At 70.6% G+C, this 24,674-nt stretch carries 23 protein-coding genes; 20 read left to right on the top strand and 3 right to left on the bottom strand.

Translation table 11 applies throughout. The features are described from left to right. Nucleotides 1-32 precede the first annotated feature (32 nt). The 3 genes from UN84_RS02680 to UN84_RS02690 all read left to right on the top strand — a co-directional run bounded on the left by UN84_RS02680 (nucleotide 33) and on the right by UN84_RS02690 (nucleotide 4,099). Nucleotides 33-1,493: a hypothetical protein gene (locus tag UN84_RS02680; protein ID WP_052719354.1), complete on the top strand. Its 1,461-nt coding sequence runs from the start codon at nucleotides 33-35 to the stop codon at nucleotides 1,491-1,493. Nucleotides 1,494-1,640: 147 nt separating this feature from the next. Next, entirely contained in the window at nucleotides 1,641-2,906 is a 1,266-nt protein-coding gene (glyA, locus tag UN84_RS02685; protein WP_046079231.1) for a serine hydroxymethyltransferase, read from the top strand. Between the two features lie 194 nt (nucleotides 2,907-3,100). Further along, nucleotides 3,101-4,099, top strand: a complete 999-nt coding sequence (locus UN84_RS02690) for an OmpA/MotB family protein (protein WP_173834949.1) — start codon at nucleotides 3,101-3,103, stop codon at nucleotides 4,097-4,099. A gap of 36 nt (nucleotides 4,100-4,135) precedes the next feature. On the opposite strand, the gene UN84_RS02695 is transcribed toward UN84_RS02690, so the two are convergent. Beyond that, the gene (locus UN84_RS02695; protein ID WP_046079228.1) at nucleotides 4,136-4,687 is read right to left on the bottom strand and encodes a FlgO family outer membrane protein; all 552 of its coding nucleotides are present in this window, start codon (nucleotides 4,685-4,687) and stop codon (nucleotides 4,136-4,138) included. A gap of 8 nt (nucleotides 4,688-4,695) precedes the next feature. Next, nucleotides 4,696-5,403: a hypothetical protein gene (locus UN84_RS02700; RefSeq protein WP_237022351.1), complete on the bottom strand. Its 708-nt coding sequence runs from the start codon at nucleotides 5,401-5,403 to the stop codon at nucleotides 4,696-4,698. Nucleotides 5,404-5,550: 147 nt separating this feature from the next. Here UN84_RS02700 and UN84_RS02705 point away from each other — a divergent pair, with 147 nt between their 5' ends. The 5 genes from UN84_RS02705 to UN84_RS02725 all read left to right on the top strand — a co-directional run bounded on the left by UN84_RS02705 (nucleotide 5,551) and on the right by UN84_RS02725 (nucleotide 10,706). Continuing rightward, a complete protein-coding gene (locus tag UN84_RS02705) occupies nucleotides 5,551-6,960 on the top strand; it encodes an MBL fold metallo-hydrolase RNA specificity domain-containing protein (protein WP_046079227.1) in 1,410 nt (469 codons plus the stop codon). A 219-nt stretch (nucleotides 6,961-7,179) separates the two neighbouring features. After that, nucleotides 7,180-8,049 (top strand): MBL fold metallo-hydrolase, encoded by an 870-nt coding sequence (locus UN84_RS02710; protein WP_046079226.1) that lies wholly within the window; start codon nucleotides 7,180-7,182, stop codon nucleotides 8,047-8,049. A 34-nt stretch (nucleotides 8,050-8,083) separates the two neighbouring features. After that, a complete protein-coding gene (locus UN84_RS02715; protein WP_046079225.1) occupies nucleotides 8,084-9,844 on the top strand; it encodes a SulP family inorganic anion transporter in 1,761 nt (586 codons plus the stop codon). A 2-nt stretch (nucleotides 9,845-9,846) separates the two neighbouring features. Further along, nucleotides 9,847-10,308: a YeeE/YedE family protein gene (locus tag UN84_RS02720; protein ID WP_046079224.1), complete on the top strand. Its 462-nt coding sequence runs from the start codon at nucleotides 9,847-9,849 to the stop codon at nucleotides 10,306-10,308. Then, the gene (locus UN84_RS02725) at nucleotides 10,305-10,706 is read left to right on the top strand and encodes a DUF6691 family protein (RefSeq protein ID WP_046079223.1); all 402 of its coding nucleotides are present in this window, start codon (nucleotides 10,305-10,307) and stop codon (nucleotides 10,704-10,706) included. The genes UN84_RS02720 and UN84_RS02725 overlap by 4 nt, the downstream gene beginning before the upstream one ends. A gap of 18 nt (nucleotides 10,707-10,724) precedes the next feature. On the opposite strand, the gene dsbG is transcribed toward UN84_RS02725, so the two are convergent. Then, on the bottom strand, nucleotides 10,725-11,489 hold the full coding sequence (gene dsbG / locus UN84_RS02730) for a thiol:disulfide interchange protein DsbG (RefSeq protein ID WP_046079222.1): 765 nt from the start codon (nucleotides 11,487-11,489) through the stop codon (nucleotides 10,725-10,727). Between the two features lie 122 nt (nucleotides 11,490-11,611). Here dsbG and nrdR point away from each other — a divergent pair, with 122 nt between their 5' ends. From nrdR to UN84_RS02790, 12 genes are all read left to right on the top strand, one after another. After that, nucleotides 11,612-12,097 (top strand): transcriptional regulator NrdR, encoded by a 486-nt coding sequence (gene nrdR, locus UN84_RS02735; protein ID WP_016856619.1) that lies wholly within the window; start codon nucleotides 11,612-11,614, stop codon nucleotides 12,095-12,097. Further along, nucleotides 12,094-13,224, top strand: a complete 1,131-nt coding sequence (gene ribD, locus UN84_RS02740) for a bifunctional diaminohydroxyphosphoribosylaminopyrimidine deaminase/5-amino-6-(5-phosphoribosylamino)uracil reductase RibD (protein WP_052719353.1) — start codon at nucleotides 12,094-12,096, stop codon at nucleotides 13,222-13,224. Before nrdR ends, ribD begins: the two co-directional genes overlap by 4 nt. Before the next feature lie 193 nt (nucleotides 13,225-13,417). Then, entirely contained in the window at nucleotides 13,418-14,584 is a 1,167-nt protein-coding gene (ribBA, locus tag UN84_RS02745; RefSeq protein ID WP_035597745.1) for a bifunctional 3,4-dihydroxy-2-butanone-4-phosphate synthase/GTP cyclohydrolase II, read from the top strand. Between the two features lie 85 nt (nucleotides 14,585-14,669). Further along, nucleotides 14,670-15,161 (top strand): 6,7-dimethyl-8-ribityllumazine synthase, encoded by a 492-nt coding sequence (gene ribH / locus UN84_RS02750; RefSeq protein WP_046079221.1) that lies wholly within the window; start codon nucleotides 14,670-14,672, stop codon nucleotides 15,159-15,161. Further along, on the top strand, nucleotides 15,158-15,658 hold the full coding sequence (gene nusB, locus UN84_RS02755) for a transcription antitermination factor NusB (protein WP_046079220.1): 501 nt from the start codon (nucleotides 15,158-15,160) through the stop codon (nucleotides 15,656-15,658). The genes ribH and nusB overlap by 4 nt, the downstream gene beginning before the upstream one ends. Before the next feature lie 13 nt (nucleotides 15,659-15,671). Further along, the gene (thiL, locus tag UN84_RS02760) at nucleotides 15,672-16,625 is read left to right on the top strand and encodes a thiamine-phosphate kinase (RefSeq protein WP_146907890.1); all 954 of its coding nucleotides are present in this window, start codon (nucleotides 15,672-15,674) and stop codon (nucleotides 16,623-16,625) included. Next, entirely contained in the window at nucleotides 16,622-17,095 is a 474-nt protein-coding gene (locus tag UN84_RS02765; protein WP_035597758.1) for a phosphatidylglycerophosphatase A family protein, read from the top strand. The genes thiL and UN84_RS02765 overlap by 4 nt, the downstream gene beginning before the upstream one ends. Nucleotides 17,096-17,145: 50 nt before the next feature. Beyond that, the gene (locus UN84_RS02770; RefSeq protein WP_046079217.1) at nucleotides 17,146-18,387 is read left to right on the top strand and encodes a DUF945 family protein; all 1,242 of its coding nucleotides are present in this window, start codon (nucleotides 17,146-17,148) and stop codon (nucleotides 18,385-18,387) included. Between the two features lie 78 nt (nucleotides 18,388-18,465). Then, nucleotides 18,466-20,895 (top strand): endopeptidase La, encoded by a 2,430-nt coding sequence (gene lon, locus UN84_RS02775; protein ID WP_046079216.1) that lies wholly within the window; start codon nucleotides 18,466-18,468, stop codon nucleotides 20,893-20,895. A gap of 292 nt (nucleotides 20,896-21,187) precedes the next feature. Beyond that, the gene (gene thiB, locus UN84_RS02780; protein ID WP_046079215.1) at nucleotides 21,188-22,192 is read left to right on the top strand and encodes a thiamine ABC transporter substrate binding subunit; all 1,005 of its coding nucleotides are present in this window, start codon (nucleotides 21,188-21,190) and stop codon (nucleotides 22,190-22,192) included. 53 nt (nucleotides 22,193-22,245) lie between these two features. Next, nucleotides 22,246-23,865 (top strand): thiamine/thiamine pyrophosphate ABC transporter permease, encoded by a 1,620-nt coding sequence (thiP, locus tag UN84_RS02785; protein WP_202020708.1) that lies wholly within the window; start codon nucleotides 22,246-22,248, stop codon nucleotides 23,863-23,865. Then, the gene (locus UN84_RS02790; protein WP_046079214.1) at nucleotides 23,849-24,505 is read left to right on the top strand and encodes an ATP-binding cassette domain-containing protein; all 657 of its coding nucleotides are present in this window, start codon (nucleotides 23,849-23,851) and stop codon (nucleotides 24,503-24,505) included. The genes thiP and UN84_RS02790 overlap by 17 nt, the downstream gene beginning before the upstream one ends. Nucleotides 24,506-24,674: the final 169 nt, after the last annotated feature.

A 24,674-nucleotide genomic window follows, 5' to 3' on the forward strand; every position in this document is an offset into this window, starting at 1 on the left:
CCCAGGCGCGATCACCAGGGAGGTGAACCCCCATGCGCAAGTCCTTGATGCGTAACGTCCTGATGCGCAAGTCCCTGATACGTCAGGCTCCGTCACGAGGCGCCGTGCTCGCCGCGTTTCTCGCCGTGCTGCCCTGCGGCCTGGCCCAGGCCGATGCCGAGCGCCTCGAGGCCGACCTGCGCGAGCGCTTTGCCGCCGCCGGCGAGTTCTCGATCGGCGAGGTCTCCGACAGCCTGCTCGGCGGCGAGACCCGCGCCGAGGACCTGAGCCTGGTCGACGTCGACGGCTCGCGACTGGACGTGGCCCGCTACGTGGTCGAGGGCGACTACGAGGACCCCGAGGCGATCGTGATGGAGGGCCTGCGGCTCGAGCGCACTGGCCGCGATGCGGGCGTGCTGACCGCCGACCGGCTGCGCCTCGACGGCCCCGGCGGGCCGCTGCCCTGGCACGAGGGCCGGCTGGGCGATGCGGCCTTCGAGGCCGACGCTCTGAGCGCCGAAGGGCTGCGCCTGGCGCTCGAGTCGGGGCTGATCACCTCCGCCGACGGCAAGAAGACCCTGAGCCCGCAGGTGTCGACGAGCGGCTGGCTGACGGCGCAGCGGCTCGAGGCCGAGGGGCTCACGGCGACCGGCGTCGGCCGCCTGGAGATGAGCGGCATCGAGGGCCACGCCGAGGGGCTGGAGGATCTGGGGGCGGGAGACCTCACCCTGGCCTCGCTGAGCCTCGAGGGCCTGAGCCACCCACCGGGCGATCCCGAGGCGGCGACCCTGGATCGCTTCGAGCTGAACGACATGTCGATCGTCGCCGATCATCTGGTGGCCGATCTGGCACGCTTGAGCGTCGACGGCGACATGCACGACGGCGAGGGCCGTGCCCGGCTCGAGGCCCTCGAGCTGGACCTGGCGCGGATGATCGAGCTGGCCCCGGCCGAGGAGCGCACCCGGCTGCGTCTGGCCAGCAACGTGCTCACCGGCGGCAGCGGGCAGCTGCGGCTGGACGCCGAGTTCGACGGCCGCTGGGAGGCGCTGGGCCAGAAGAGCCTGCTCTCCGGCGACGGCACGATCACCGCCGCCGACGCCTTCCGCTGGGCGTTCGACAGCGAGCTGCCGGTGCGCCTTCCCGAAGGCGTGGAGCCGGCCGCCTATCTGGCCGAGATGACCGACCTGAGCGGGGTGACCCTGCTCGGCGGGCGCATCGAGACCACCCTCGGCGACCTGGGGCTGTTCGGGCGCGTGCCGGCGGTGATGGCCGCCAGCCGCGGCGTGAGCGAGGCCGAGTTCCTCGATCAGGCGCGCACCCAGGCCAGGGGCTTCGGCACCATGCTCGGGCCCGAATTCGGCCAGCTGCTGGACGGCCTGGTGGACATGATGGCTGGCCGGGCCAGCGAGGTGACGGTGGCGTTGACCCTGCCGCCGGAGAGCGACGCGGACGTGCTCGCCGCCGACCCGCTGGGCCTGCCGAGCAAGCTCTCGATGGCCGTGGAGACGCGCTGAGCCGCGCGGCGCGGGAGCCTTCAGAATTACTGAAGCGCACATGAGAAATCATGGGGCGCCGCATGACGGGGTTTCATGTGAAAGCCGCCATACGCTGGGGTATGATTGCGGCCTTCGATTTCCCCGTTGATGCGAGGTTTCCCGCCGATGTTCAGCCGTGACATGCAGATTGCCGGTTTCGATGATGCCCTGTTCGATGCGATGCAGAAGGAAAGCACGCGTCAGGAAGCGCACATCGAGCTGATCGCTTCCGAGAACTATGCCAGCCCCCGCGTCATGGAGGCCCAGGGCAGCCAGCTGACCAATAAGTACGCGGAAGGCTATCCCGGCAAGCGCTACTACGGCGGCTGCGAGTACGTCGACGTGGTCGAGCAGCTGGCCATTGATTACGCCAAGGAACTGTTCGGCGCCACCTACGCCAACGTCCAGCCGCACTCCGGCTCCCAGGCCAACGGCGCCGTCTTCCAGGCGCTGGTCACCCCGGGCGACACCGTGCTGGGCATGAGCCTGGACGCCGGCGGTCACCTGACCCACGGCGCCAAGCCGAACTTCTCCGGCAAGCACTACAACGCCGTGCAGTACGGCATCGACGAGAACGGCCGCATCGACTATGACCAGGTCGCCCAGCTGGCGCGCGAGCACCAGCCGAAGATGATCATCGCCGGCTTCTCCGCCTACTCACAGATCATCGACTGGGCCAAGTTCCGCGAGATCGCCGACGAAGTGGGCGCCTACCTGCTGGTCGACATGGCCCACATCGCCGGCCTGGTGGCCGCCGGGGTCTACCCGAGCCCGCTGCCCCACGCCCACGTGGTCACCACCACCACTCACAAGACCCTGCGCGGCCCGCGCGGCGGCCTGATCCTCTCCAGCGCCAACGACGAGGCGGTCGAGAAGAAGCTGCAGGCCGCGGTCTTCCCGGGCATCCAGGGCGGTCCGCTGGAGCACGTCATCGCCGCCAAGGCGATCTGCTTCAAGGAAGCCATGGCGCCCGAGTTCAAGACCTACCAGGAGCAGGTGCTGAAGAACGCCAAGGCCATGGCCGGCGTGTTCATCGAGCGCGGCTTCGACATCGTCTCCGGCGGCACCGAGGACCACCTCTTCCTGCTGTCCCTGGTCAAGCAGGGCGTGACCGGCAAGGACGCGGACGCTGCCCTGGGCCGCGCCCACATCACCGTCAACAAGAACGCCGTGCCGAACGACCCGCAGAGCCCGTTCGTGACCTCCGGTCTGCGCATCGGTACCCCGGCGGTGACCACCCGCGGCTTCGGCGAGTCCGAGTGCGGCGAGCTGGCCGGCTGGATCTGCGACATCCTCGACGTGCTGGCCAAGGGCGAGGACACCTCCGCCATCGAGGCCGAGGTCAAGGGCAAGGTCGAGGCCGTCTGCGGCCGTCTGCCGGTCTATCGCTAAGCGCCTGACCCAGGTCTGACGCGCAAGCGTGCGCCCCGTCCCGGTTCTCCGGGGCGGGGCGCCTTGCGTCTGTGGCTTCGCCGTCTGGCGTTTCAGGCCCAATAGGCGGTCGCGAATCCCGCCTGTTCGACGCTTCGGCCGGGGTGGGCGGGCGTTAGGCTTGGCGCTCCGCCATACCATTGCCGAGTCGAGCCATGCAGCATCCCCGCGGCCTGTCCCGCCACGAGTCCCTCCTGCCGGATCATCACCACGACGAGAGCGGTCACGGCTGGATGGTCAGCTATATCGACGTGATGACCCTGCTGGTCGCGCTGTTCGTGCTGATGATCGCGCTGACGCATCGCACCGACGACGCCGCGCCGGACGCGGACGAGACGGTGATCGCCGAGGTGGCCGGGGCCGACGGGGCGTCGCGTCGTCTCGGCGTGCCGCTGCCGGCGGCGCTGAGCCAGGCGTTGGCCGAACCGACGGCGCCAGCGAGGCGACCGGGCCTCGCACCGTCGGTGATCTCGGCGGCGCTGGGCGTGGCCGGCCTGCCATCCCGCGCCGCGCTGCCGGCACCGCCCGCGCTGCTGGCGCGTCAGGCATCAGCCGACGCCGAGCCCGAGCCGATGCCGCGGCTGCCGATGCTGGCACTGCCCGAGGGCCTCGACCGTGAGGCGCCGCTGGCCGACTACATGGTGATCCTCACCGACCGGCTGCCCGCCGGCGTGGCGCCGGCCCCGGAGGCCGCCGAGACGCTGACCCTCGCCGCCCGCGAGGTCGCCGAGGCGGTGGCCGCCGCGCCCTATCTGCCGGACCTCGATGGCGTCGAGGTGTCCCGGGTGCCGGAGGGGGTGCGCCTGCGGGTCGAGGATCGGCTGCTGTTCCCCTCCGCCCAGGCCGATCTCACCGACGAGGGGCGTGCGCTGATCGCCGAACGGCTGCGCGAGGTGGTGGACAGCCAGCCCGGCGAGGTCGAGGTGCAGGGGCATACCGACAGCCGGCCGATCCAGACGCCGCGCTTCCCTTCCAACTGGTCGCTGTCCAGCGCCCGGGCCATTGCCATCGTCGAGGCGCTGATCGAGGACGGCGTCGACCCCGCGCGGCTGCGCGCCGTGGGGCTGGCCGACACCCGGCCGCTGGCCGGCAACGACACCGCCGAGGGCCGCGCCCGCAACCGCCGGGTCGAGGTGGTCATCCAGGCGCGCTGACGTCGCCTTTACGGCGTCCGGCACTTTCTTTCCTGCTTACCAGCCCAGCATGCCGCGCAGGTCGTTGTTCATCGGCAGCCGCATGCTGGCCGCGCTCAGCACCATGGCGTCGCTGCTGCGGATCAGCCGCATGCTCATGTACAGGTTCTGCTCGCTCTGGGCGTAGGTGCCCACCAGGATGGCGCGGGCGCCGTGGTTGGCGGTCAGCCGTTGCGCCTGGCGCGACAGCATCAGCTCGCCGGTCTGTTCCTGGATGAACAGGCTGCCGCGCATTCTGACCTCGCGAACGTCCAGGCCGGCCTGGGTCAGCGCGGACGCGGCGATCTCGGTAGCCATGCGTCCCAGGGTGGAGGAACGGCTGAGATCGTCGATATCGGCGAAGGAGGCGGCGATGATGGGATCGTAGCGTTCAAGGCCGGGGTTGGCCTCGACCATCTCGGCCGCGGCTTCCTCGATGACCTCGTTCAGTGTTGGCGGCGGGGGAGGATCGTCATTGCCCATGCCGGGCAGGTTGGCGCAGGCGCTGAGCGTCAGGCTCAGGGCGATGGTCGGCAGCAGGCGCCGGCAGGAGCGCAGAGAAGACAGCATGGTGAGGCTTACCATTGTGAAGAGACCGAGACGCTGGGCGGGGGCGGCGGTGCTTGTCTAACCGCCCGGTCAGGGGCGTACTGACCCCGATCGCCGCGATTGATGTAGTAGAGGTTGGAGGAGGAGTACAGAACCTCGGTGCCGTCCAGCACCTGGGTGGTGATGATCACCTCCTCGTCGCCGGTGTGGGTCCAGCTGCCGCTGACCACATCGGCTCCCATCGCGGCGGGAATGAGTCCCAGCGCGGGTTCGGCCCAGTGGTTGAAGGGCACCGTGGCCACGGCCACGCCGGCGGCCAGCGCGGTGAAGGCGCCTTCCGTCGGCCGCACGAAGCCACGATCCCGGTGATGAACGACCTCGACGTCGAAGCGCACCTCTAGAGCGCTCAGCGGGTCGAGTGTCACCGGGGCGCCGCCGCTGACCAGTTCGCTGGTCAGCAGGGCGCGGTATCCCCGGGCGAATTCGCCGTTCTCCGGCGCCGAGGCTGGTGCCAGATAGAGCGGCCGGAAGCGCAGGCGTTCGCTGTCGAGCATGCGGTCGGCCTCGTGGCGGGCCAGTATCTCCCAGTGATGGGCGGCCTGCATGCGCTGCTGCTCGCTGTAGGGATAGGTCGTGGCCACGGGGGCCTGTGCCATGTGGCGATAGAAGCAGCCCGTCTGCAGGGCGGCCAGCGCCAGGACCAGGCAGCTTCGGGCGAGTCGGCGTGATGCGAACACCGGCGGTTCCTTTTCTCGATGCGATGGTGGCGGATGCGATGCTTGTCGAGGGTATCGGCCGCGCCGACGATGACTTGAGCCAAGGCGCGGGATGCGCGGCTTGGTTATGCTCGAAGAAGAGTCCCAGGGCGCGCAGGGGAGGTGGTCATGTCGAGCTTGACCTTTCTGGGGGCGGTGGGCGAGGTCACCGGCTCTCGCTATCTGCTCGAGGTGGACGGCGAGCCCCGCCCTCACCGGCTGCTGCTGGAATGCGGCCTGCACCAGGGGGGACGCGAGGCCGAAGGCGCCAATGCCGTGCCCTTCGGACGTCTGGCCGAGGAGCTCGAGTCGGTGGTGATCTCCCACGGCCATCTCGACCATGCCGGGCTGCTGCCGAAGCTGGTCCGCGAGGGCTATCGCGGGCCGATCCACTGCACCGCGGATACCGCCGAGCTGCTCGAGATCATGCTGGTCGACGCCGCCTTCGTGATGGCCAGGGACGTGGAGTGGGAGAACCGCTGGCGGGCGCGGGCCGGCAAGTCCGCCATCGAGCCGCTCTACGACGAGGACGACGTGGCCCGCACCCTGGCCCAGTGTGAGCCGCATCGTTACGGCCAGCCGGTGGCGTTGCCCGGCGGCGTCACCCTGGTGTTCCGCGATGCCGGCCACATCCTCGGCTCGGCGGTGGTCGAGCTGTCGATCCCCTCCGGTGGCCAGCGGCGGCGGCTGGTGTTCTCCGGCGACCTGGGCAACCCCGACTCGGTGCTGATGAAGGACCCGGAGAAGGTCCATGACGCCGATGTGGTGCTGATGGAGAGCACCTACGGCGATCGCGATCATCGCCCCCTCGACGACACCCTCGAGGAATTCCGCCGGGTGCTCGAGGAGGCCCACGTCGACGGCGGCAACGTGCTGATCCCGGCCTTCGCGGTGGGGCGCACCCAGGAGATCCTCTACCACCTGAGCGTGCTCTACCACAAGGGGCGCCTGCCCCAGCAGCTGGTGTTCCTCGACAGCCCCATGGCGATCCGCGTCACCGAGCTCTATGGGCGCAAGCGCAAGGCGCTCGACCCCGAGGACCTGAAGGTGCTCAACGTCGCCGCCCACGGCGACCCCGATCAGTACCTGCCGAACCTGCGCCTGACCCGCGACGTGGAGGAGTCGATGGCCATCAACCGCATCCACGGCGGGGCCATCATCATCGCCGGCTCGGGCATGTGTACCGGTGGGCGCATCGTCCATCACCTGCGCTACAACCTGGAACGTGAAAGCACTCACCTGGTGATCGTCGGCTTCCAGGCCGAGGGCACGCTGGGGCGCCAGCTGGTCGAGGGGGCCGAGCGGGTGCGGGTGCTGGGCGAGGATCTGGCGGTCAAGGCCCGGGTACACACCCTGGGCGGCTTCTCGGCCCATGCCGGCCAGCAGGAGCTGATCGGCTGGGCGGGCGCCTTCCACGATCGCCCCCGGTTCTTCCTGGTGCACGGCGAGCCCGGGGCCCAGCGGGCGCTGCAGGCGGCGCTGGCCGAAGCCGGCATCGAGGCCGAGATCGCGACCTACCGCCAGCGCATCGAACTCTGATTGCTCTCCGACTTTTCCAGCCAGGCTCCCATCTTGCCTTCATGGCGCACAGGTGCTGCGTCTGGCCTATGGCGCAGTGCTATCTGCCGGCGCGCTATATATAAAAAATAAGTCTAACGTTAGAACAAAATATCTTGTTATGCTGCGGCTATCGCCAACCGCCATCGGGACGCGCCGCGTCCGTCGCTCTTCACCCTCTGCTGCACACGGAGGCACCCCATGTCCCAGCAGCCCATCGTCACGGCCTTCTTCGACGAGCCCACCAACACCTTCAGCTACGTGGTCCGCGACCCGGACTCCACGTCCTGCGCCATCCTCGATTCGGTGCTCGACTTCGACTACGCCGCCGGCCACACCGACGTGCGTTCGGCCGATGCCATCATCGCCTTCATCGCGCGCGAGGGGCTCAGCGTCGAGTGGGTGCTCGAGACCCACGTCCACGCCGACCACCTCTCGGCGGCGCCCTACCTGCACCAGAAGCTCGGCGGCCGCACCGGCATCGGCGCGCGCATCGTCGAGGTGCAGGAGATCTTCGGCAAGGCCTTCAACGCCGGCACCGAGTTCGCCCGCGACGGCAGCCAGTTCGACCGCCTGTTCGAGGAGGGCGACACCTTCGCCATCGGCGGCCTCGAGGGCCGGGTGCTGCACACCCCGGGCCACACGCCGGCCTGCCTGACCTACGTGATCGGCGACGCGGCCTTCGTCGGCGACACCCTGTTCATGCCCGACTACGGCACCGCGCGCTGCGACTTCCCCGGCGGCGATGCCCGCACCCTCTATCGCTCCATCCAGAAGGTGCTGGCGCTGCCTGCCGAGACGCGGCTGTTCCTGTGCCACGACTACAAGGCGCCGGATCGCGAGGCGTTCCGGCACGAGACCAGCGTGGCCGAGCAGCGCGCGCATAACATCCACGTCCACGAGGGCGTCGGCGAGGATGACTTCGTGACCCTGCGCACCGAGCGCGACGCCACCCTGGGCATGCCGCGGCTGATCATCCCCTCGGTGCAGGTCAACATGCGCGCCGGCGAGATGCCGCCGGCCGAGGACAACGGCCAGGTCTACCTCAAGGTGCCGCTCAACCGTTTCTGATATCGGGAGACCCTGTCATGAGCGCGAGACCACGATGACGCCCTCACGCTGGATTCCGCTGATCGGCTGGCTGCACGGCTACCGGCGCGACACCCTGGCCCGGGACCTGCTGGCGGCGGTGATCGTCACCCTGATGCTGGTGCCCCAGGCCCTGGCCTATGCGCTGCTGGCCGGCCTGCCGCCGGAGGTGGGGCTCTATGCCAGCATGCTGCCGCTGGTCCTCTACGCGATCTTCGGCACCAGCGCCACCCTGGCGGTGGGGCCGGTGGCGGTGGCCTCGCTGATGACCGCCTCGGCGCTGTCCGCCATCGCCCCGCCGGGCAGCGCCGAGTACGTGGGCGGTGCCCTGGTGCTGGCGGCGCTCTCCGGGGCGATGCTGGTGGCCATGGGGCTGCTGCGGCTGGGCTTTCTCGCCAACTTCCTGAGCCATCCGGTGATCTCGGGCTTCGTCACCGCCTCGGGGATCCTGATCGCCGCCAGTCAGCTGCGTCATCTGCTCGGCGTCGAGGCCTCGGGTCACACCCTGGTCGAGATGGTCATGGCGCTGGTCGCCGCGCTGGGCGAGGTCAATCCGATCACGCTGGTGCTCGGCCTCGGCGTCTGGGGTTTCCTGGTGCTGTGTCGGCGCTATCTCAAGGGCGGGCTGCGACGCCTGGGGCTGTCGGCCACGGTCGCCGACCTCGTGGCCAAGGCCGCGCCGGTCTCGGCGGTGATCGTTACCACTCTGCTGGCCTGGGCGCTGGGGCTCGGCGAGCGCGGCGTGGCGCTGGTCGGCGAGGTGCCGGGCGGGCTGCCGTCGCTGGCGCTGCCGAGCCTCGAGCCGGGGCTGTGGTCGAGCCTGCTCGCTCCGGCGCTGCTGATCAGCCTGGTGGGCTTCGTGGAGTCGGTATCGGTGGCCCAGACCCTGGCCGCCAAGCGCCGCCAGCGCATCGATCCGAATCAGGAGCTGATCGCCCTCGGCCTGGCCAACCTCGGCGCCGGGGCCAGCGGCGGCTCGCCGGTCTCCGGCGGCTTCTCGCGCTCGGTGGTCAACTTCGAGGCCGGAGCCGCCACGCCGCTGGCCGGCGCCTTTACGGCGCTGGGCATCGCCGTGGCGACCCTGACCCTGACCGCGCCGCTGGCCTTCCTGCCGAAGGCCACGCTGGCCGCCACCATCATCGTCGCCGTGGGCACCCTGATCGATCTGCCCGCCATCCGCCGCACCTGGGCCTACTCCCGGGCCGATGGCGTGGCCATGCTGGCGACCCTGACGCTGACCCTGGTGCACGGCGTGGAGAGCGGCATCCTGGCCGGCGTGGCGCTGTCGCTGGGGCTGCATCTCTACCGCACCAGCCGGCCGCACAGCGCCGTGGTGGGGCGGGTGCCCGGCAGCGAACACTTCCGCAACGTGCAGCGCTACGATGAGGTGGAGACCGACGAGCGCCTCGCCATCCTGCGGGTCGACGAGAGCCTCTACTTCGCCAACGCCCGCTATCTGGAGGACACGGTGATGGCGCTGGCGGCCCGCCAGCCGGGCCTCGAGCACATCGTGCTGGCCTGCCAGGCGGTCAATGGCATCGACGCCTCGGCGCTGGAGAGCCTGGAGGCGATCAACCGGCGGCTGAAGGACGCCGGGGTGGCGCTGCACCTGGCCGAGGTCAAGGGGCCGGTGATGGATCGCCTGGCGGCCACCGACTTCTGCCATGAGCTCGGCGGCCGGGTGTTCCTGAGCACCTTCGATGCCTGGCAGGCCCTGCACCAGGAGAATGCCGCGGCCAATATGGCGCCCGGCAGGATGACGGAAAAGGAGACATGACGGTGGACATGACGGCAAGCCTTCACGGCCTGGTCGGCGGGGTGCTGATCGGCCTCTCGGCGACCTGGCTGATGATCACGCTGGGGCGCATCGCCGGCATCAGCGGCATCCTCGGCACCCTGATCACCGCGCGTCCCAAGGGCGACAGCGGCTGGCGGCTGGCCTTTCTGCTGGGGCTGGTCTCGGGGCCGGCGCTGGTGATCCTGGCCGGCGGCGGGCTCGGCAACGTGGCGGGCCGTGCCGGGGCGGTGATCGGCGCTCCTGCCGGCGGGGTGGCGACCATGTTGGTCGCCGGCCTCTTGGTGGGCGTGGGCACCGGCATCGGCAGCGGCTGCACCAGCGGCCACGGGGTGTGCGGCCTGGCCCGGCTGTCGCCGCGCTCGATGGCGGCGACCCTGGTGTTCCTGGCGGTGGCGATCGTCACCGTGTTCGTGGTCCGGCACGTGATCGGAGGTGGCGCATGAGATCCGTGATGGCCTATATCGCCGGGCTGCTGTTCGGGCTGGGGCTGGCGATCTCCGGCATGACCGACCCGGCGCGGGTGCTCGGCTTCCTCGACGTCGCCGGCGACTGGGACCCGACCCTGATGTTTGTGCTCGGCGGCGCCGTGGTGACCCACTTCGTCGGCTACCGGCTGGCCATGCGCCGCCCCCATCCGCTGTTCGCCAGCGCCTTCCAGCTGCCGACCCGGCGCGACCTGGACGGGCGGCTGCTCGGCGGCGCGGCGCTGTTCGGCGTCGGCTGGGGGCTCTCCGGCTACTGCCCGGGGCCGGCCTTCGCCTCGGTGTCGGGCATCACCCTGCCGCTGGCTGCCATGCTGGCGGCCATGGTCGTCGGCTGGTTCATCGCCCGGCGGGTATAGCCGTCGAGGGTGCCGCGTTCAGGGCCGTGGCCCGAGGATCTCGACCAGCGTGTCTTCCTGGGGCATGCCCTGGGCGGTCTTCAGCAGGCCGCTGCTCTGAGGGTCGTTCGGGCGATAGACGATGCCCGGGGTGGCGACCAGGCCTAGGCCGTCCATCAGGTTGTGGTTCTCCTGCAGGGCCAGCTCCAGCGGGCGGGGCAGGGCGTCGAGGATCTCGACCGTGTCGCCGCGCTCGTGGTCGGCCAGCGCCGCGGCGGGATCGTCGGCGGCCAGCAGCGAGACCGCCTTGCGCGGGCTGTCGGCGGCGAGGATGCCGACCATCACGTGGCGCAGCTGGACCTTGCCGGCCTCCACCCAGGGGCGGGCGGCCTGCCAGAACCGGCGGCAGTAGGGGCAGTTGGGGTCGGTGAACACGTAGACGATGCGCTCGGCGTCGTCGCGGCCGTCGGCGATCCAGGCGCTCTGCTCGAGCTCGCCCCAGGTCTCGGCGTCCTTTGGCGCGCGCACCAGGCGGTCCAGCGGCGCCCGGGAGAGGTTCTCGCCCTCGGCGTCGATCAGGTTGCCGATCACCGCATGCTGGCCGCCTTCGGTGACGAAGATCGTCATCGGCTGGCCCCCGGCGCTGGCGGCGTAGCCGGTCAGCCCGTCGGGCGCCTCGAAGCGGCCGTGTATCGTGAGGCCCTCGGCCTCGAGGGCCTGGAGCGGGGCGGGGAGTTCGTCGGCGGACGCGACGAGGGGCAGCAGCAGGGCGGCCGGCAGCAGGCGGCGGGGCAGGGCGCGCATGGCGATCCTCCTTGAACGGGTGACCCTCTCCAGACAGCGATGCGCTCCTGGGGTTCGCTGGGGCTTCGGGGCCAAAACCGTTACAATGTGGCGACAATCGTCCTCGACCCGGAACCCTGCTTATGCACTGTCCCTTCTGCGGCGCCTCCGACACCCGCGTGACCGATTCCCGACTGGTCGTCGACGGCGATCAGGTGCGGCGGCGGCGCCAGTGCGCGGCCTGCGGCGAGCGCTTCACCACCTACGAGACCGCCGAACTGGTGATGCCGCGGGTGATCAAGGGCGACGGGTCCCGGGAGCTGTTCGACGAGGCCAAGCTGCGCGCCGGCATGCTGCGCGCCCTGGAGAAGCGCCCGGTGAGCGCCGAGTCGATCGAGGCCGCGGTGGAGCGCATCCGCCAGACCCTGCGCGCCCGCGGCGAGCGCGAGATCCACGCCCGGGACGTCGGCGAGGAGGTCATGCACGCCCTGAAGCGCCTCGATCAGGTGGCCTACATCCGCTTCGCCTCGGTCTATCGCCGCTTCCAGGACATCGACGAGTTCCGCGCCGAGATCGACCGCCTGGCCCAGGAGCCGAGCTTCCAGCCCGATGGGTCCGGTGAATCATGAGCGCCGTGGTCCGTTCCCCCGAAAGCTGGATGGCCCGAGCCCTGGTGCTGGCCCGGCGCGGCCTCTATACCACCGACCCCAACCCGCGGGTGGGCTGCGTGCTGGTCAGCGACGGCCGCCGGGTCGGCGAGGGCTGGCACCAGCGCGCCGGCGAGCCCCACGCCGAGGTTCACGCCCTGCGTGACGCCGGCGAGGCCGCCCGCGGCGCCACCGCCTACGTCACCCTGGAGCCCTGCTCTCACCACGGCCGCACCGGCCCCTGCGCCGAGGCGCTGGTCGAGGCCGGCGTGGCCAAGGTGGTGGTGGCCATGCGCGATCCCAACCCGCTGGTGGCCGGCAACGGCATCGCCCGGCTGCGCGCGGCCGGCATCGAGGTCGAGGTCGGCCTGCTCGAGGCCCAGGCCCGCGCGCTGAACCCCGGCTTCGTCTCGCGCATGGCCGAGGGGCGGCCCTTCGTGCGGCTGAAGATGGCGATGAGCCTCGACGGTCGCACCGCCATGCGCTCCGGCGAGTCCCAGTGGATCACCGGGCCCCGGGCGCGCTGCCAGGTGCAGCGGCTGCGGGCCCGCTCCAGCGCGGTGATCACCGGCGTCGAGTCGGTGATCTTCGACAATTCCCGGCTGACCCTGCGCGCCGAGCAGCTCGAGCTGCCCGACGCCGAGGCGATCGCCGCCCGCCAGCCGCTGCGCGTGGTGGTCGACTCCCGCCTGCGCCTGCCCGAAGCGGCGGCCTGCCTGCGCGAGCCGGGCCGCACCCTGGTGGCCACCGTCGACGGCCACGACGCCGAGCGCCGTGCTCGGCTCGAGGCCGCCGGCGCCGAGGTGCTGGCGCTGCCCGCGGGGAAGGACGGGCGCGTCGACCTGGCGGCGCTGCTGGGGCATCTCGCCGAGCGCGAGGCGGTCAACGAGGCGCTGCTCGAGACCGGCGCGACCCTGGCCGGCGCCATGCTCGATGCCGGGCTGGTCGACGAGATGCAGCTGTTCGTCGCCCCGACCCTGCTCGGCGGTGAGGCACGGCCGCTGTTCGCGCTGCCGGGCCTCGAGACCATGGCCGAGCGGAAGCCGCTGGAGATCCTCGACATCCGCGCCGTGGGCCGCGACTGGCGCATCACCGCGCGCCCCGCCTGACGGCAGGACGCGCCTCCTCGCCGCGCCGTTCCGAGGGCGTCGCCCGGCCGCCCGATGGGCGCCGTCGGGCGAGCCACTACTAGCGCCGGCGGTCACGCCACGGTACCCTGACGCGGTTTCGAGCGGACGACGCCCGACGGCGACTTCGGTGTCGTCGCGTCGCGACGACCGCAGCAGAGTCAATGGAGATTCCATGGAGCACTCCTCCTCCGGGGGCCTGGCCCCCATCGCCGAACTGATCGAGGACATCCGCCAGGGGCGGATGGTGATCCTGATGGACGATGAGGATCGCGAGAACGAGGGCGATATCATCATGGCCGCCGAGAAGGTGGAGGCCGAGCACATCAACTTCATGGCGCGTCACGCCCGCGGCCTGATCTGCCTGCCGATGACCCGCGAGCGCTGCGAGCGCCTGCAGCTGCCGCTGATGGTGCGCGACAACGGCTCCGGCTTCGGCACCAAGTTCACGCTCTCCATCGAGGCCGCCGAGGGCGTCAGCACCGGAATCTCCGCCGCCGATCGCGCGCGCACCGTCCAGGCGGCGGTGGCCCGCGATGCCGAGCCGACCGACATCGTCCAGCCCGGCCACATCTTCCCGCTGATGGCCGAGCCCGGCGGCGTGCTGCGCCGCGCCGGCCACACCGAGGCCGCCTGCGACCTGTCGGCCCTGGCCGGCCTGGACCCCAGCGGCGTGATCTGCGAGGTGATGAACGAGGACGGCAGCATGGCGCGCCGCCCCGAGCTCGAGGCCTTCGCTCGCGAGCACGGCCTGAAGATGGGCACCATCGCCGACCTGATTCACTATCGCATCCACAACGAGCAGACCGTCGAGTCGCTGGAGTCGATGCCGGTGCAGACGCCCCACGGCGAGCTGACCCTGCACGTGTTTCGCGATCGCATCCAGGGCGCCCATCACCTGGCGCTGGTCAAGGGGCGCCCGCATCCCGAGGACCTGACCACGGTGCGCGTGCATCTGTCCAACGTGATGCGCGACCTGCTGCTGCTGCAGAAGGGCGAGCACGACAGCTGGACCGCCCACGAGGCGATCGCCGAGGTTGCTAGCGCCGAGCACGGGGTGTTCGTGCTGCTCGACGACGGTCGCCCGCAGCAGGATCTTCACGACCTGCTCGAGGTCTTCCTGGAGCGTCGCCGGGCGCCGCGCACCACCGATTCCGATGGCGCCGGCAACTACCTCACCATCGGTACCGGGTCGCAGATCCTGCGCGAGCTGGGTGTGGGCCGCATGCGCCTGCTCAGCTCGCCGTGGAAGTTCTCGGCGCTCTCAGGCTTCGACCTGGAAGTGATCGAACGCGTCGAGCCCGGCCAGACGCCGGCCGCCGAGGGTGACGACGGCGCCTGACGCCTTCATCCGACATCTCGCCGGGGCGCCGACCGTCGCGCGCCCCGGCGATTCCGTTTTCATCGGGTTCAGCAGGAAAGAGACCATGCAACCGATTTCCCAAGTCGAAGGCAGCTTCGTCAACGTCGATGGCCGCTACGTGATCGTGGTGGGCCGCTTCAATCATCATGTGGTGGACAGCCTGGTCGAGGGCGCCGTGGACAGCCTGACGCGTCACGGCGTCGATGAGGAGAACATCGACATCGTGCACACCCCGGGGGCCTGGGAACTGCCGCTGGCCATCAAGCGGGCGCTGCAGGTGGTCCGCCCCGATGCGGTCATCGCCCTGGGCGCGGTGATCCGCGGCGGCACGCCGCACTTCGAGCACGTGGCCGGCGAATGCAACTCGGCCATGAACCGTCTGCAGCTGGAGTTCGACACCCCGGTGGCCAACGGCGTGCTGACCGTCAACTCCATCGAGCAGGCCATCGAGCGTGCCGGCACCAAGGCCGGCAACAAGGGCACCGAGGCGGCCATGGCGGCCATGGAAATGGTCTCGCTGCTGCGCCGCTTCGGCGACGGGGAGAACGCCCGATGAGCGAACAGCGTCGCGAACCGTCCAAGGCACAGCTGGCCCGTCATGCGGCCCGTGAACTGGCCGTCCAGGGGCTCTACCAGTGGCAGCTGACCGAGAAGCCGATCGCCGCCGTCGAGGCCGAGTTCCGCAGCCAGATCGCCGACGAGGATCTGGAGGATCACGAGAACTGGCACAAGGTGATGGGCATCGCCGACCTGGCGCTGTTCCACCAGCTGCTGCACGAGGTGGCGCGCCACCGCCGCGAACTTGACGCCACCATCGCGCCGCTGCTCGACCGTCGCCTCGAGGATCTCGATCTGATCGAACTGGCGATCCTGCGCCTGGGGGCCTACGAACTCGCCAAGCGTCCCGAGGTGCCGTACCGCGCGGTGATCAACGAGGGCGTCGAGCTGGCCAAGTCCTTCGGCGCCACCGAGGGGCACAAGTACGTCAACGGCATCCTCGACAAGCTCGCCGCCAAGCTGCGCGGCGCCGAGGTCTCCGCGCGTCGTCGCTGAAGGCTTCGAACCGATGTCCAGCGAATTCGAGCTGATCGCCCGTCATCTCGCTCCTGACCCCGCGGCCGATGCCGCGGGGGTGAGCCTCGGTGTCGGCGACGACTGCGCGCTGCTCGCGCCCACGCCCGGCACGCGGCTGGCGGTGAGCGTCGACACTTCGGTGGCCGACGTGCACTTTCCCGCCGATGCCCCGGCTTCCACCATCGGCCACCGGGCGCTGGCGGTCAGCCTCAGCGACCTGGCCGCCATGGGCGCCGAGGCGCGCTGGTGCCTGATGTCGCTGACCCTGCCCGAGGCCGATGACGCCTGGGTCGCGGCGTTTGCGGCCGGCTTTCATGCCCTGTGCGACGCCTGCGGCGTGGCGCTGGCCGGCGGCGACGTCACCCGCGGTGAGCTGGCGGTGGGCGTGACGGTGATGGGCGAGGTGCCCGAGGGCGAGGCCCTGACCCGCTCCGGTGCGCGCCCTGGCGAGGTGATCGCGGTGACCGGCGCGCTGGGCGGCGGTGCCGGCGGCCTGGCCCGTTGGCAGGCCGGCGAGCGCGATCCCGACGATGCCCTGCTGCGTCGCTACCTTCGCCCCGAGCCGCGTCTCGCCGCCGGCCTGGCGCTGCGCGAGTTGGCCTCCGCGGCGATCGACGTCTCGGACGGCCTGCTGGCCGACCTCGGTCATCTCTGCGTGGCGTCCGGCGTGGGCGCCGCCCTGACGCCCGAGGCACTGCCGCTGGCCGAGGGGCTCGTGGCGGCACTCGGCGACGACGATGTCATGGACGCGGCCCTGCGCGGCGGCGACGACTACGAACTGCTGGTGACGCTGCCCGAGGCGCACCTCGCGCCGGCCCGGGCGCGGCTGGCCGCCGAGGGGCTGGCGCTGACCGCGATCGGCCGCGTCACCGACACCCCGGGGGTCGCCGGCGTCGCCGATGACGGCGCCACGGGCTGGCAGCACTTCTCAGGAGACACGCCATGAACCGCGCCCCCCAGAGCGTCTGGCACCGGCCGGTCCACTTCCTTGCCTTCGGCTTCGGCAGCGGCGCCGTCCCCTTCGCCCCGGGCACCGTCGGTACCCTGGCGGCCATCCCCTTCTACTGGCTGATGTCGGAACTGCCGCTGGGCTGGTACCTGTTCGTGGTGGCCATCACCTTCGTGTGGGGGGTCTGGCTGTGCGAGAAGACCTCCCGCGACCTCGGCGTCCACGACCACTCGGGCATCGTCTGGGACGAGTTCGTCGGCTACTGGCTGACCATGATGGCGGTGCCCTTCTCCTGGGAGGCGGCCCTGTGGGGCTTCGTGGTCTTCCGGGTGTTCGACGTCTTCAAGCCCTGGCCGATCCGCTGGGCCGACCGCCGCGTGGCCGGCGGCTTCGGCATCATGATCGATGACGTCCTGGCCAGCGCCTACGCCTGGTGTACCATGCACCTGTGGTTCTGGCTCCACTGAGGTCGACGCCTCGGCCCGGGGCAGGGCGTCACGTCGACAAGGAGTGAGCGATGCGCAAGGAGCGCCTGATCGTGCCGGTGCTGGCGGTGCTGGCTCTGGCCTGGGCGGTGGCCCAGACCCTCGCCGGCCTGCTGTTCGAGCGCGAGCTCACCCGGCTCGTGGCCGAGCTTCGCCAGGGCGGCGAGCTGAGCGTGCGGCGCAGCGACGTGGAACGCGGCTGGCTGACCTCCCACGGCGTGATCCATCTGGCACCGCTGTTCGGCAACGCCTGGCATCTCGACGTGGTCTACCGCGCCCGTCATGGCGTGCTGGAGACCCGGCTGGACGGCACCTTGCGCCCCCACGCGCCGGAGATCGAGCCCGCCCAACGGGCGGTGGGCGCCGCGCCGCCCCGCTGGGACGCCCATTTCCGCCCCTATTCCTCGACCCTCGATGCCACCCTGGAACTCGCCCCCCTGGTCTTTCAGCAGCAGGCGCGCACCCTGACCCTGCAGGGCGGCCGGGTCGCGATCCACGGCGACGTCGGCGACTGGCGGCTGCGCGCGCGGCTCGCCGAGCTGCGCCTCGACGACGGCGAGACCCGCCTGAGTGCCGGCCCGCTGGTGCTGGAGAGCCGCTTCGCCTATACCCAGGACGGCTTCCATTTCAATCAGGGCGACCACTGGCGTCTCCAGAACCTGGCCTGGCGCTCCCCGGAGCTGGCCTTCGACGCCGCCGAACTCAGTCTGAAGACCCGGACCGTGCTGGATGCCGAGGAGCTGCGTCTGAAGGCCCGGCTCGACGTCGGCGAGGTGTTGTCCGGCGACGAGGTGCTGCTGACCGGCGAGCTGGCGGGCGAGCTGTCGCGCCTGGATGCCGATGCGCTACGCGAGCTGTCGGCCCTGCTGCATCGCGAGGCGTTACTCGGCCATGCCGAGGCGGATGATCATTCCCTTGGCGAGATGCTGACGCCGGCCCTGCGCGAGCTGCTGTCCGATTCCCCGCGGCTGGATATCCTCGAGGCCGACCTCGAGAGCCCCATGCTGGGGCTGTCCCTCGACGGCGAGGGCGTGCTGGTCTTCGACGCCCGCGACCTCGATGCCCTCGACCCGATGGCGCTGGAGTCCGAGGCGGAGCGCGCGGCCTGGCGTGAGCGGGTCGACGGCGACTTCCTGTGGCAGCACCTGCCGCCGGTGATCGCCCTGGGGCTGGGGCTGCCGCTGGACACCCGGGAACTGCAGGTTGACGTGGTGCGCGGCACGGTGAGGATCAACGGTCGCCCGCTGCCGCCGGTGCTCGAACGCTGGCGATGACTTGAAGTTCGGCGTCGTCGCCCGCATTGCGGAAACATCACGGGTCGAGATGTCCCGTCCCTTCAGGATGAGGTACGCATGAGCGAAGACGATCAGCGCTACGAACAGGACGGCCTGGAATGGGTCCAGGCCGACACGGATGACGAGCTGGACCTCGACGAGGGCGCCGGCCACGCGGTGGTGCCGGCCAGCGATACCCTGCCCGAGCGGCTCTACCTGCTGCCGATCCACAATCGTCCCTTCTTCCCCGCCCAGGTCCAGCCCCTGGTGATCAACCGCGAGCGCTGGGAGGACACCATCGGTCGGGTCGGCAACACGCCGCACCACATGGTGGGCCTGGCCTTCGTCGGCGAGGCCGGCGTCGAGGACCTGAGCCCCGGCGACTTCCCCGAGATGGGCACCGCGGTCAAGGTGCACAAGCTCCAGGGCGAGGACTCCCAGCTGCAGTTCATCGCCCAGGGCATGCGCCGCTTCCGCATCCAGCGCTGGCTGTCCAAGGAGCCGCCCTACCTGGTCGAGGTCAGCTATCCCCGCGAGCCGGTGGACGCCGAGGACGAGGAGACCCGCGCCTACGCCATGGCGCTGATCAACGGCATCAAGGAGCTGCTGCCGATCAACCCGCTCTACGGCGAGGAGCTCAAGCACTACCTCAACCGCTTCAGCCCCCACGAGCCGGGCCCGCTGACCGACTTCGCCGCCGCCATCACCTCGGCCAAGGGGCCGGAGCTGCAGGACGTGCTGGAGTCGCTGCCGGTGATGGAGCGCATGCAGAAGGTGCTGCCGCTGCTGCGCAAGGAGATCGACGTCGCCCGGCTGCAGAGCGAGATCAGCGAGCAGGTCAACGCCCAGATGCAGGAGCGCCAGCGGGAGTTCTTCCTGCGCGAGCAACTCAAGATCATCCAGCGTGAGCTGGGTATCTCCAAGGACGATCGCGAGAACGACGTCGACACCTTCCGCGCCCGCCTCGAGGACAAGGCGGTGCCCGAGCGCGTGCAGGAGCGCATCGACGACGAGCTCGACAAGCTCTCGGTGCTGGAGACCGGCTCGCCGGAGTACGGCACCACCCGCCACTACCTGGACTGGCTGACCTCGCTGCCCTGGGGCCTGACCAGCGACGACCAGCTCGACCTGGGCCACGCCCGGGAAGTGCTCGACCGCGACCACGACGGCCTCACGGACGTGAAGGAGCGCATCGTCGAGTTCCTCGCCGAGGGCACCTTCAAGGGCGACGTCGGCGGCTCCATCCTGCTGCTGGTGGGCCCGCCGGGCGTCGGCAAGACCTCCGTGGGGCGCTCCATCGCCGAGGCGCTGGGCCGCGAGTTCTATCGCTTCTCGGTGGGCGGCATGCGCGACGAAGCCGAGATCAAGGGCCACCGCCGCACCTACGTCGGCGCCATGCCCGGTAAGCTGGTGCAGGCGATCAAGGAGGTCGGCGTCGAGAACCCGGTGATCATGCTCGACGAGATCGACAAGCTCGGACAGTCGTTCCAGGGCGACCCGGCCTCGGCGCTGCTCGAGGTGCTCGACCCGGAGCAGAACGTCGACTTCCTGGACCACTACCTGGACGTGCGGCTGGACCTGTCCAAGGTGCTGTTCGTGTGCACTGCCAATACCCTGGACTCGATCCCGGCGGCGCTGCTCGACCGCATGGAGCAGATTCGCCTCTCCGGCTACATCGCCCAGGAGAAGATGGCCATCGCCAAGCATCACCTGTGGCCCAAGCTGCTCGAGCGCGATCGCATCCCCAAGAAGCGCTTGAATCTCACCGACGCCGCGCTGCGTCAGGTGATCGAGGGCTACGCCCGCGAGGCCGGGGTACGCCAGCTCGAGAAGCAGCTGCACCGCATCGTGCGCAAGTCCGCGGTCAAGCTGCTCGAGAACGACCAGCAGACGGTCAAGGTCTCGGTGAAGAATCTCGAGGAGTTCCTCGGTGCGCCCACCTTCCGCAAGGAGAAGGTGATGAAGGGCGAGGGCGTTGTCACGGGGCTGGCCTGGACCGCCATGGGCGGCGCGACCCTGTCGGTGGAGGCCGGCAAGGTGCACGCCCTGGATCGCGGCTTCAAGCTGACCGGCCAGCTTGGCGACGTGATGAAGGAGTCCGCCAACATCGCCTACAGCTACGCGCTGGGTCATCTCGGCGAGTACGGCGCCGACCCGGACTTCTTCGACTCCGCCTTCGTGCATCTGCACGTGCCGGAGGGCGCTACGCCCAAGGACGGCCCCTCGGCCGGCGTGACCATGACCACCGCGCTGCTGTCGCTGGCCAAGCACCGGCCCATCGACCGGCCGCTGGCGATGACCGGCGAGCTGACCCTGACCGGCCACGTGCTGCCGGTGGGCGGCATCCGCGAGAAGGTGATCGCCGCTCGGCGCAGCGAGATCTTCGAGGTGATCCTGCCCGAGGCCAACCGCCGCGACTACGAGGAGCTGCCGGACTACCTCAAGGAGGACGTCACGGTGCACTTCGCGGGGCATTATCGGGATGTGGCGAAGGTCGTTTTCGGCTGAGGAAAACACCGATTTATTGCTGCGCTCGATATCCTGGCCGCCGGCGGTGTCGAGGCGTCGAACCGTCGCTATCCTCATGTAGCAGGCTACACTCCGGTAGCTGCGCTCCGGCGGCGGCCAGCCTCTCTTCGCTCGCGACATAAATCGGCGCTTTCCCGATTGTCAGGAAAGCATTGCATTACCTACCGCCCTATCCCTCCGTAACGCGCCCGCCGATGGCATAATGGCGGGCGCGTTTTCGTGTCCGACCCCTCACTCTTCGCTTCCCACTTCTCGAACAACAGGAATGTCCATGGCTCCCAAGGTTCAGGTCGTCGGTGCCTCGCTGGCCGCGCTGCTGGTCGCCGGCTCCGTTCAGGCCGGCGAGACCCTCACCGTCTATACCTACGACTCCTTCGTCTCCGAGTGGGGGCCGGGGCCCGGCATCGAGGAGGCCTTCGAGGCCCGCTGCGGCTGCGATCTCGCGTTCGTCGCCTTGCCCGGCGGCGTCGACATCCTCCAGCGGCTGCGTCTCGAGGGGCAGGACACCGCCGCCGACGTGGTGCTGGGGCTGGACATGAACCTGATGGCCGAGGCCCGCGCGCTGGACCTGCTGGCGCCCCACGGCGTCGACACCGGCGCCCTCGACCTGCCCATCGACTGGAGCGACGACACCTTCCTGCCCTACGACTGGGGCCACTTCGCCTTCGTCTACGACACCGAGCGGCTCGAGACGCCGCCCGGGAGCTTCGAGGAACTGCTCGACGCCCCGGACGACGTCAAGGTGATCCTCCAGGACCCGCGCACCAGCGTCACCGGCTTGGGGCTCTTGCTGTGGATCAAGAAGGTCTACGGCGAGCGGGCGCCGGAGATATGGGCGCGCCTCAACGAGCGCGTGCTGACCGTCACCAGCGGCTGGAGCCAGGCCTACTTCTCGCTGTTCATGAACGGCGAGGCGCCGATGGTGCTCTCCTACGCCACCTCGCCGGCCTATCACATGGCCGTCGAGGGCACCGACCGCTACCAGGCCGCCGAATTCGACGACGGCCACTACCTGCAGGTGGAAACGGCCGCCCGGGTGGCGACCAGCGAGCATCCCGCGCTCGCTCGCGAGTTCCTGGCCTTCATGCTGACGCCGGACTTCCAGCGCCATATTCCGCTGGGCAACGTCATGCATCCGGCCATCGACCTCGGCGATGAGCTGCCCGAGGTCTATGAGCGGCTGATCGCCCCCGAGAGCCTGACCTTCACGCCCGAAGCGGTGCAGGCCCATCGCCGCGAGTGGATCCGCGAGTGGCGCAACGCCGCCGCCCGATGAGCCCGATCACGCGCTGGGCCACGCATTCGCGCTGGCCCCTGGGAGCCGGCATCGTGGCGCTCGTCGCGGTGGCGGGGTTAGGCCTCGGCAGCCTCGGCGCGCTCCTGTGGCAGGCCCGCGAGCTGCATCCGGCGATGCTGTGGCAGGAGCCGTGGCTGGCCGCCGTGCTGCGCTTCACCCTGTGGCAGGCCAGCCTCTCCACGCTGCTGTCGATCGGCCTGGCGATTCCCGTGGCCCTGGCGCTGGCCCGGCGGCCGCGCTTCCTCGGCCGGCGCCTGCTGCTGCGGGCCATGGAGCTGTCGCTGGTGATCCCGAGCCTGATCGCGCTGTTCGGGCTGGTCGCCGTACACGGCCGGCGCGGCTGGCTGGCGCCGCTGAGCGATTGGTTGGGCGGGCTGCCCGACGACTATCTCTACGGCCTCTCCGGCATCGTGCTGGCCCACGTCTTCTACAACCTGCCGCTGGCCGCGCGGCTGATGCTGCAGGCTCTCGAGGAGGCGTCGCCGGCCCAGTGGCGGCTGGCCGGCCAGCTGGGGCTGTCTCGCGGCGTGCTGTGGCGGGCGCTGGAGTGGCCGCGGCTGGCACCGCTGCTGCCGCGTCTCGCCGCGCTGGTGTTCACGCTGTGCTTCACCAGCTTCGCCATCGTCATGACCCTGGGCGGCGGGCCGGCGTCCTCGACTCTGGAAGTGGCGCTCTACCAGGCCATGAAGTTCGACCATGACCTGGCCCTGGCGGCGCTGCTGGCGCTGACCCAGCTGGCGATCTGCCTGACGCTGTGGCTCGTCGCGCTGTCCCGCGGCGGCACGCCGTCGCTGGCGGTGGGCGGGCGCCCCGGCCGACCTGCCGGGCGCTGGTGGCGCCGCGACGCTCAGGGGCTCTCGCGCCTCACCGATGCCTTCTGGCTCATCGGGCTGGTCGCGCTGCTGTTGCCGCCGCTGGTGGCGGTGCTGGTGGCCGGCGTGCTCGGCCTGCCGGAGATGCCCCGCGGCGCGAGCCTCTGGCCGGCGGCGCTGCGCAGTCTCTCGATGGCATTCGCCGCCGGGCTCGGTTCGCTGGCGCTGGCCGTGGCGCTGCTCGCCGGGCGCCAGTGGCTGCGCGACCGGCGGCGGCCGCTTGCCGCCGCGCTGATGGAGGGCGGCGGCCAGCTGATCCTGGTGATTCCGGCGCTGGTGTTCGGCACCGGCCTGTTCCTGCTGCTGCGCCCGCGGCTCGGCAGCGGCTGGGAGGGCTATGCCCTGGTGGTGCTGGTCAATGCCTTCATGGCGCTGCCCTTCGCCATGCAGGTGATCCGCGGTGCGCTGCCGGGCCTCTCGGCGCCGGAGCGGCGGCTGGCCGACCAGCTCGGGGTGCGCGGCATGGCCCGGCTGCGCTGGCTGCAGTGGCCGCGGCTGCGCCGCCCGCTGGCCCTGGCGCTGGCCTACGCGATGACGCTGTCGCTCGGCGACTTCAGCGTCATCGCGCTGTTCGGCAGCCCCGCGGCGCCGACCCTGCCGATGCTGCTGTTCCAGCAGCTGGGCGGCTACCGCTGGCAGGGCGCGGCGGCTACCGCGCTGCTGCTGCTGGCCCTGGTGGCGCTGGTGTTCGCCGCCCTCGACCGCCTGACCCGACACCCGCCGCGCCACCGCTGGCGGGCCGCTTCGCCGCAAGGACGCCCCGATGCTCGACTGCCATGACCTGACCTTCCACTACACGCGCTGCGATCCGGGCGAGACGCCGGACTTCCGCTTTGCCTTCCGGCTCGCGCCGGGGGAATGCCTGTCGGTGGAGGGGCCGTCGGGGTCCGGCAAGAGCACGCTGCTGGCGTTGCTGGCCGGCTTCCTCGAGCCCGGCGGCGGGCGGCTCGACTGGACGGGGGAGGACCTGCTGGCGCGGCCGCCCTGGGAGCGCGGCATCACCACCGTCTTCCAGGAGCACAACCTGTTCGATCACCTGCCGGTGTGGCTCAACGTGGGCCTCGGCCTGGCGCCGGACATGAAGCTCACTCGCGAGCAGAAACGGCGTATCCGCGAGGGGCTGGCCGAGGTCGGGCTCGAGGGGCTCCACGACCGGCTGCCCGACGAGCTCTCCGGCGGCCAGCGCCAGCGGGTGGCACTGCTGCGTGCGCTGCTGCGGGGCGCGCCGCTGCTGCTGCTCGACGAGCCCTTCACCGGGCTCGACGACGCCACCCGGCGCGGGCTGTGGGCGCTGGTGCGTCGTCAGAAGGCGGCCGGCGTGGCGGTGCTGCTGGTCAGCCACGACCGCGACGACATCGAGGCCCTGGCCGACCGCCGCTGCCGGCTCGAAGGCGGGCGGCTGGTGGCGGTCGGCGACTAGCCGTCAGGGGCCGGCTGGAGGGGCGTGGCGCTGGCCTGTCGCCCGGGGGCATGACAGAATCGGATCACTGGACACCAAGACCGCCCGGGACCTCGCCGACGCGTCGCGCGAGCTCATTGCGATCGTGCGCGCGAGGCCACGGACGGCAGCAGCATATCAAGAGGACACC

The organism is Halomonas sp. HG01, from assembly GCF_000968715.2.
GTDB lineage: Bacteria > Pseudomonadota > Gammaproteobacteria > Pseudomonadales > Halomonadaceae > Halomonas > Halomonas halophila.

Excerpts from the sequence above, each read along its gene's own strand:
- lon (WP_046079216.1), top strand. The coding sequence starts at position 18,466 with ATGAGCGAAGACGATCAGCGCTACGAACAGGACGGCCTGGAATGGGTC.
- UN84_RS02690 (WP_173834949.1), top strand. The coding sequence starts at position 3,101 with ATGCAGCATCCCCGCGGCCTGTCCCGCCACGAGTCCCTCCTGCCGGAT.
- UN84_RS02705 (WP_046079227.1), top strand. The coding sequence starts at position 5,551 with ATGTCGAGCTTGACCTTTCTGGGGGCGGTGGGCGAGGTCACCGGCTCT.
- UN84_RS02790 (WP_046079214.1), top strand. The coding sequence starts at position 23,849 with ATGCTCGACTGCCATGACCTGACCTTCCACTACACGCGCTGCGATCCG.
- UN84_RS02680 (WP_052719354.1), top strand. The coding sequence starts at position 33 with ATGCGCAAGTCCTTGATGCGTAACGTCCTGATGCGCAAGTCCCTGATA.
- dsbG (WP_046079222.1), bottom strand. The coding sequence starts at position 11,489 with ATGCGCGCCCTGCCCCGCCGCCTGCTGCCGGCCGCCCTGCTGCTGCCC.
- UN84_RS02770 (WP_046079217.1), top strand. The coding sequence starts at position 17,146 with ATGCGCAAGGAGCGCCTGATCGTGCCGGTGCTGGCGGTGCTGGCTCTG.
- thiB (WP_046079215.1), top strand. The coding sequence starts at position 21,188 with ATGGCTCCCAAGGTTCAGGTCGTCGGTGCCTCGCTGGCCGCGCTGCTG.
- ribH (WP_046079221.1), top strand. The coding sequence starts at position 14,670 with ATGCAACCGATTTCCCAAGTCGAAGGCAGCTTCGTCAACGTCGATGGC.
- UN84_RS02710 (WP_046079226.1), top strand. The coding sequence starts at position 7,180 with ATGTCCCAGCAGCCCATCGTCACGGCCTTCTTCGACGAGCCCACCAAC.
- glyA (WP_046079231.1), top strand. The coding sequence starts at position 1,641 with ATGTTCAGCCGTGACATGCAGATTGCCGGTTTCGATGATGCCCTGTTC.
- UN84_RS02695 (WP_046079228.1), bottom strand. The coding sequence starts at position 4,687 with ATGCTGTCTTCTCTGCGCTCCTGCCGGCGCCTGCTGCCGACCATCGCC.
- UN84_RS02725 (WP_046079223.1), top strand. The coding sequence starts at position 10,305 with ATGAGATCCGTGATGGCCTATATCGCCGGGCTGCTGTTCGGGCTGGGG.
- UN84_RS02715 (WP_046079225.1), top strand. The coding sequence starts at position 8,084 with ATGACGCCCTCACGCTGGATTCCGCTGATCGGCTGGCTGCACGGCTAC.
- thiL (WP_146907890.1), top strand. The coding sequence starts at position 15,672 with ATGTCCAGCGAATTCGAGCTGATCGCCCGTCATCTCGCTCCTGACCCC.
- nusB (WP_046079220.1), top strand. The coding sequence starts at position 15,158 with ATGAGCGAACAGCGTCGCGAACCGTCCAAGGCACAGCTGGCCCGTCAT.
- ribD (WP_052719353.1), top strand. The coding sequence starts at position 12,094 with ATGAGCGCCGTGGTCCGTTCCCCCGAAAGCTGGATGGCCCGAGCCCTG.
- nrdR (WP_016856619.1), top strand. The coding sequence starts at position 11,612 with ATGCACTGTCCCTTCTGCGGCGCCTCCGACACCCGCGTGACCGATTCC.
- UN84_RS02765 (WP_035597758.1), top strand. The coding sequence starts at position 16,622 with ATGAACCGCGCCCCCCAGAGCGTCTGGCACCGGCCGGTCCACTTCCTT.
- ribBA (WP_035597745.1), top strand. The coding sequence starts at position 13,418 with ATGGAGCACTCCTCCTCCGGGGGCCTGGCCCCCATCGCCGAACTGATC.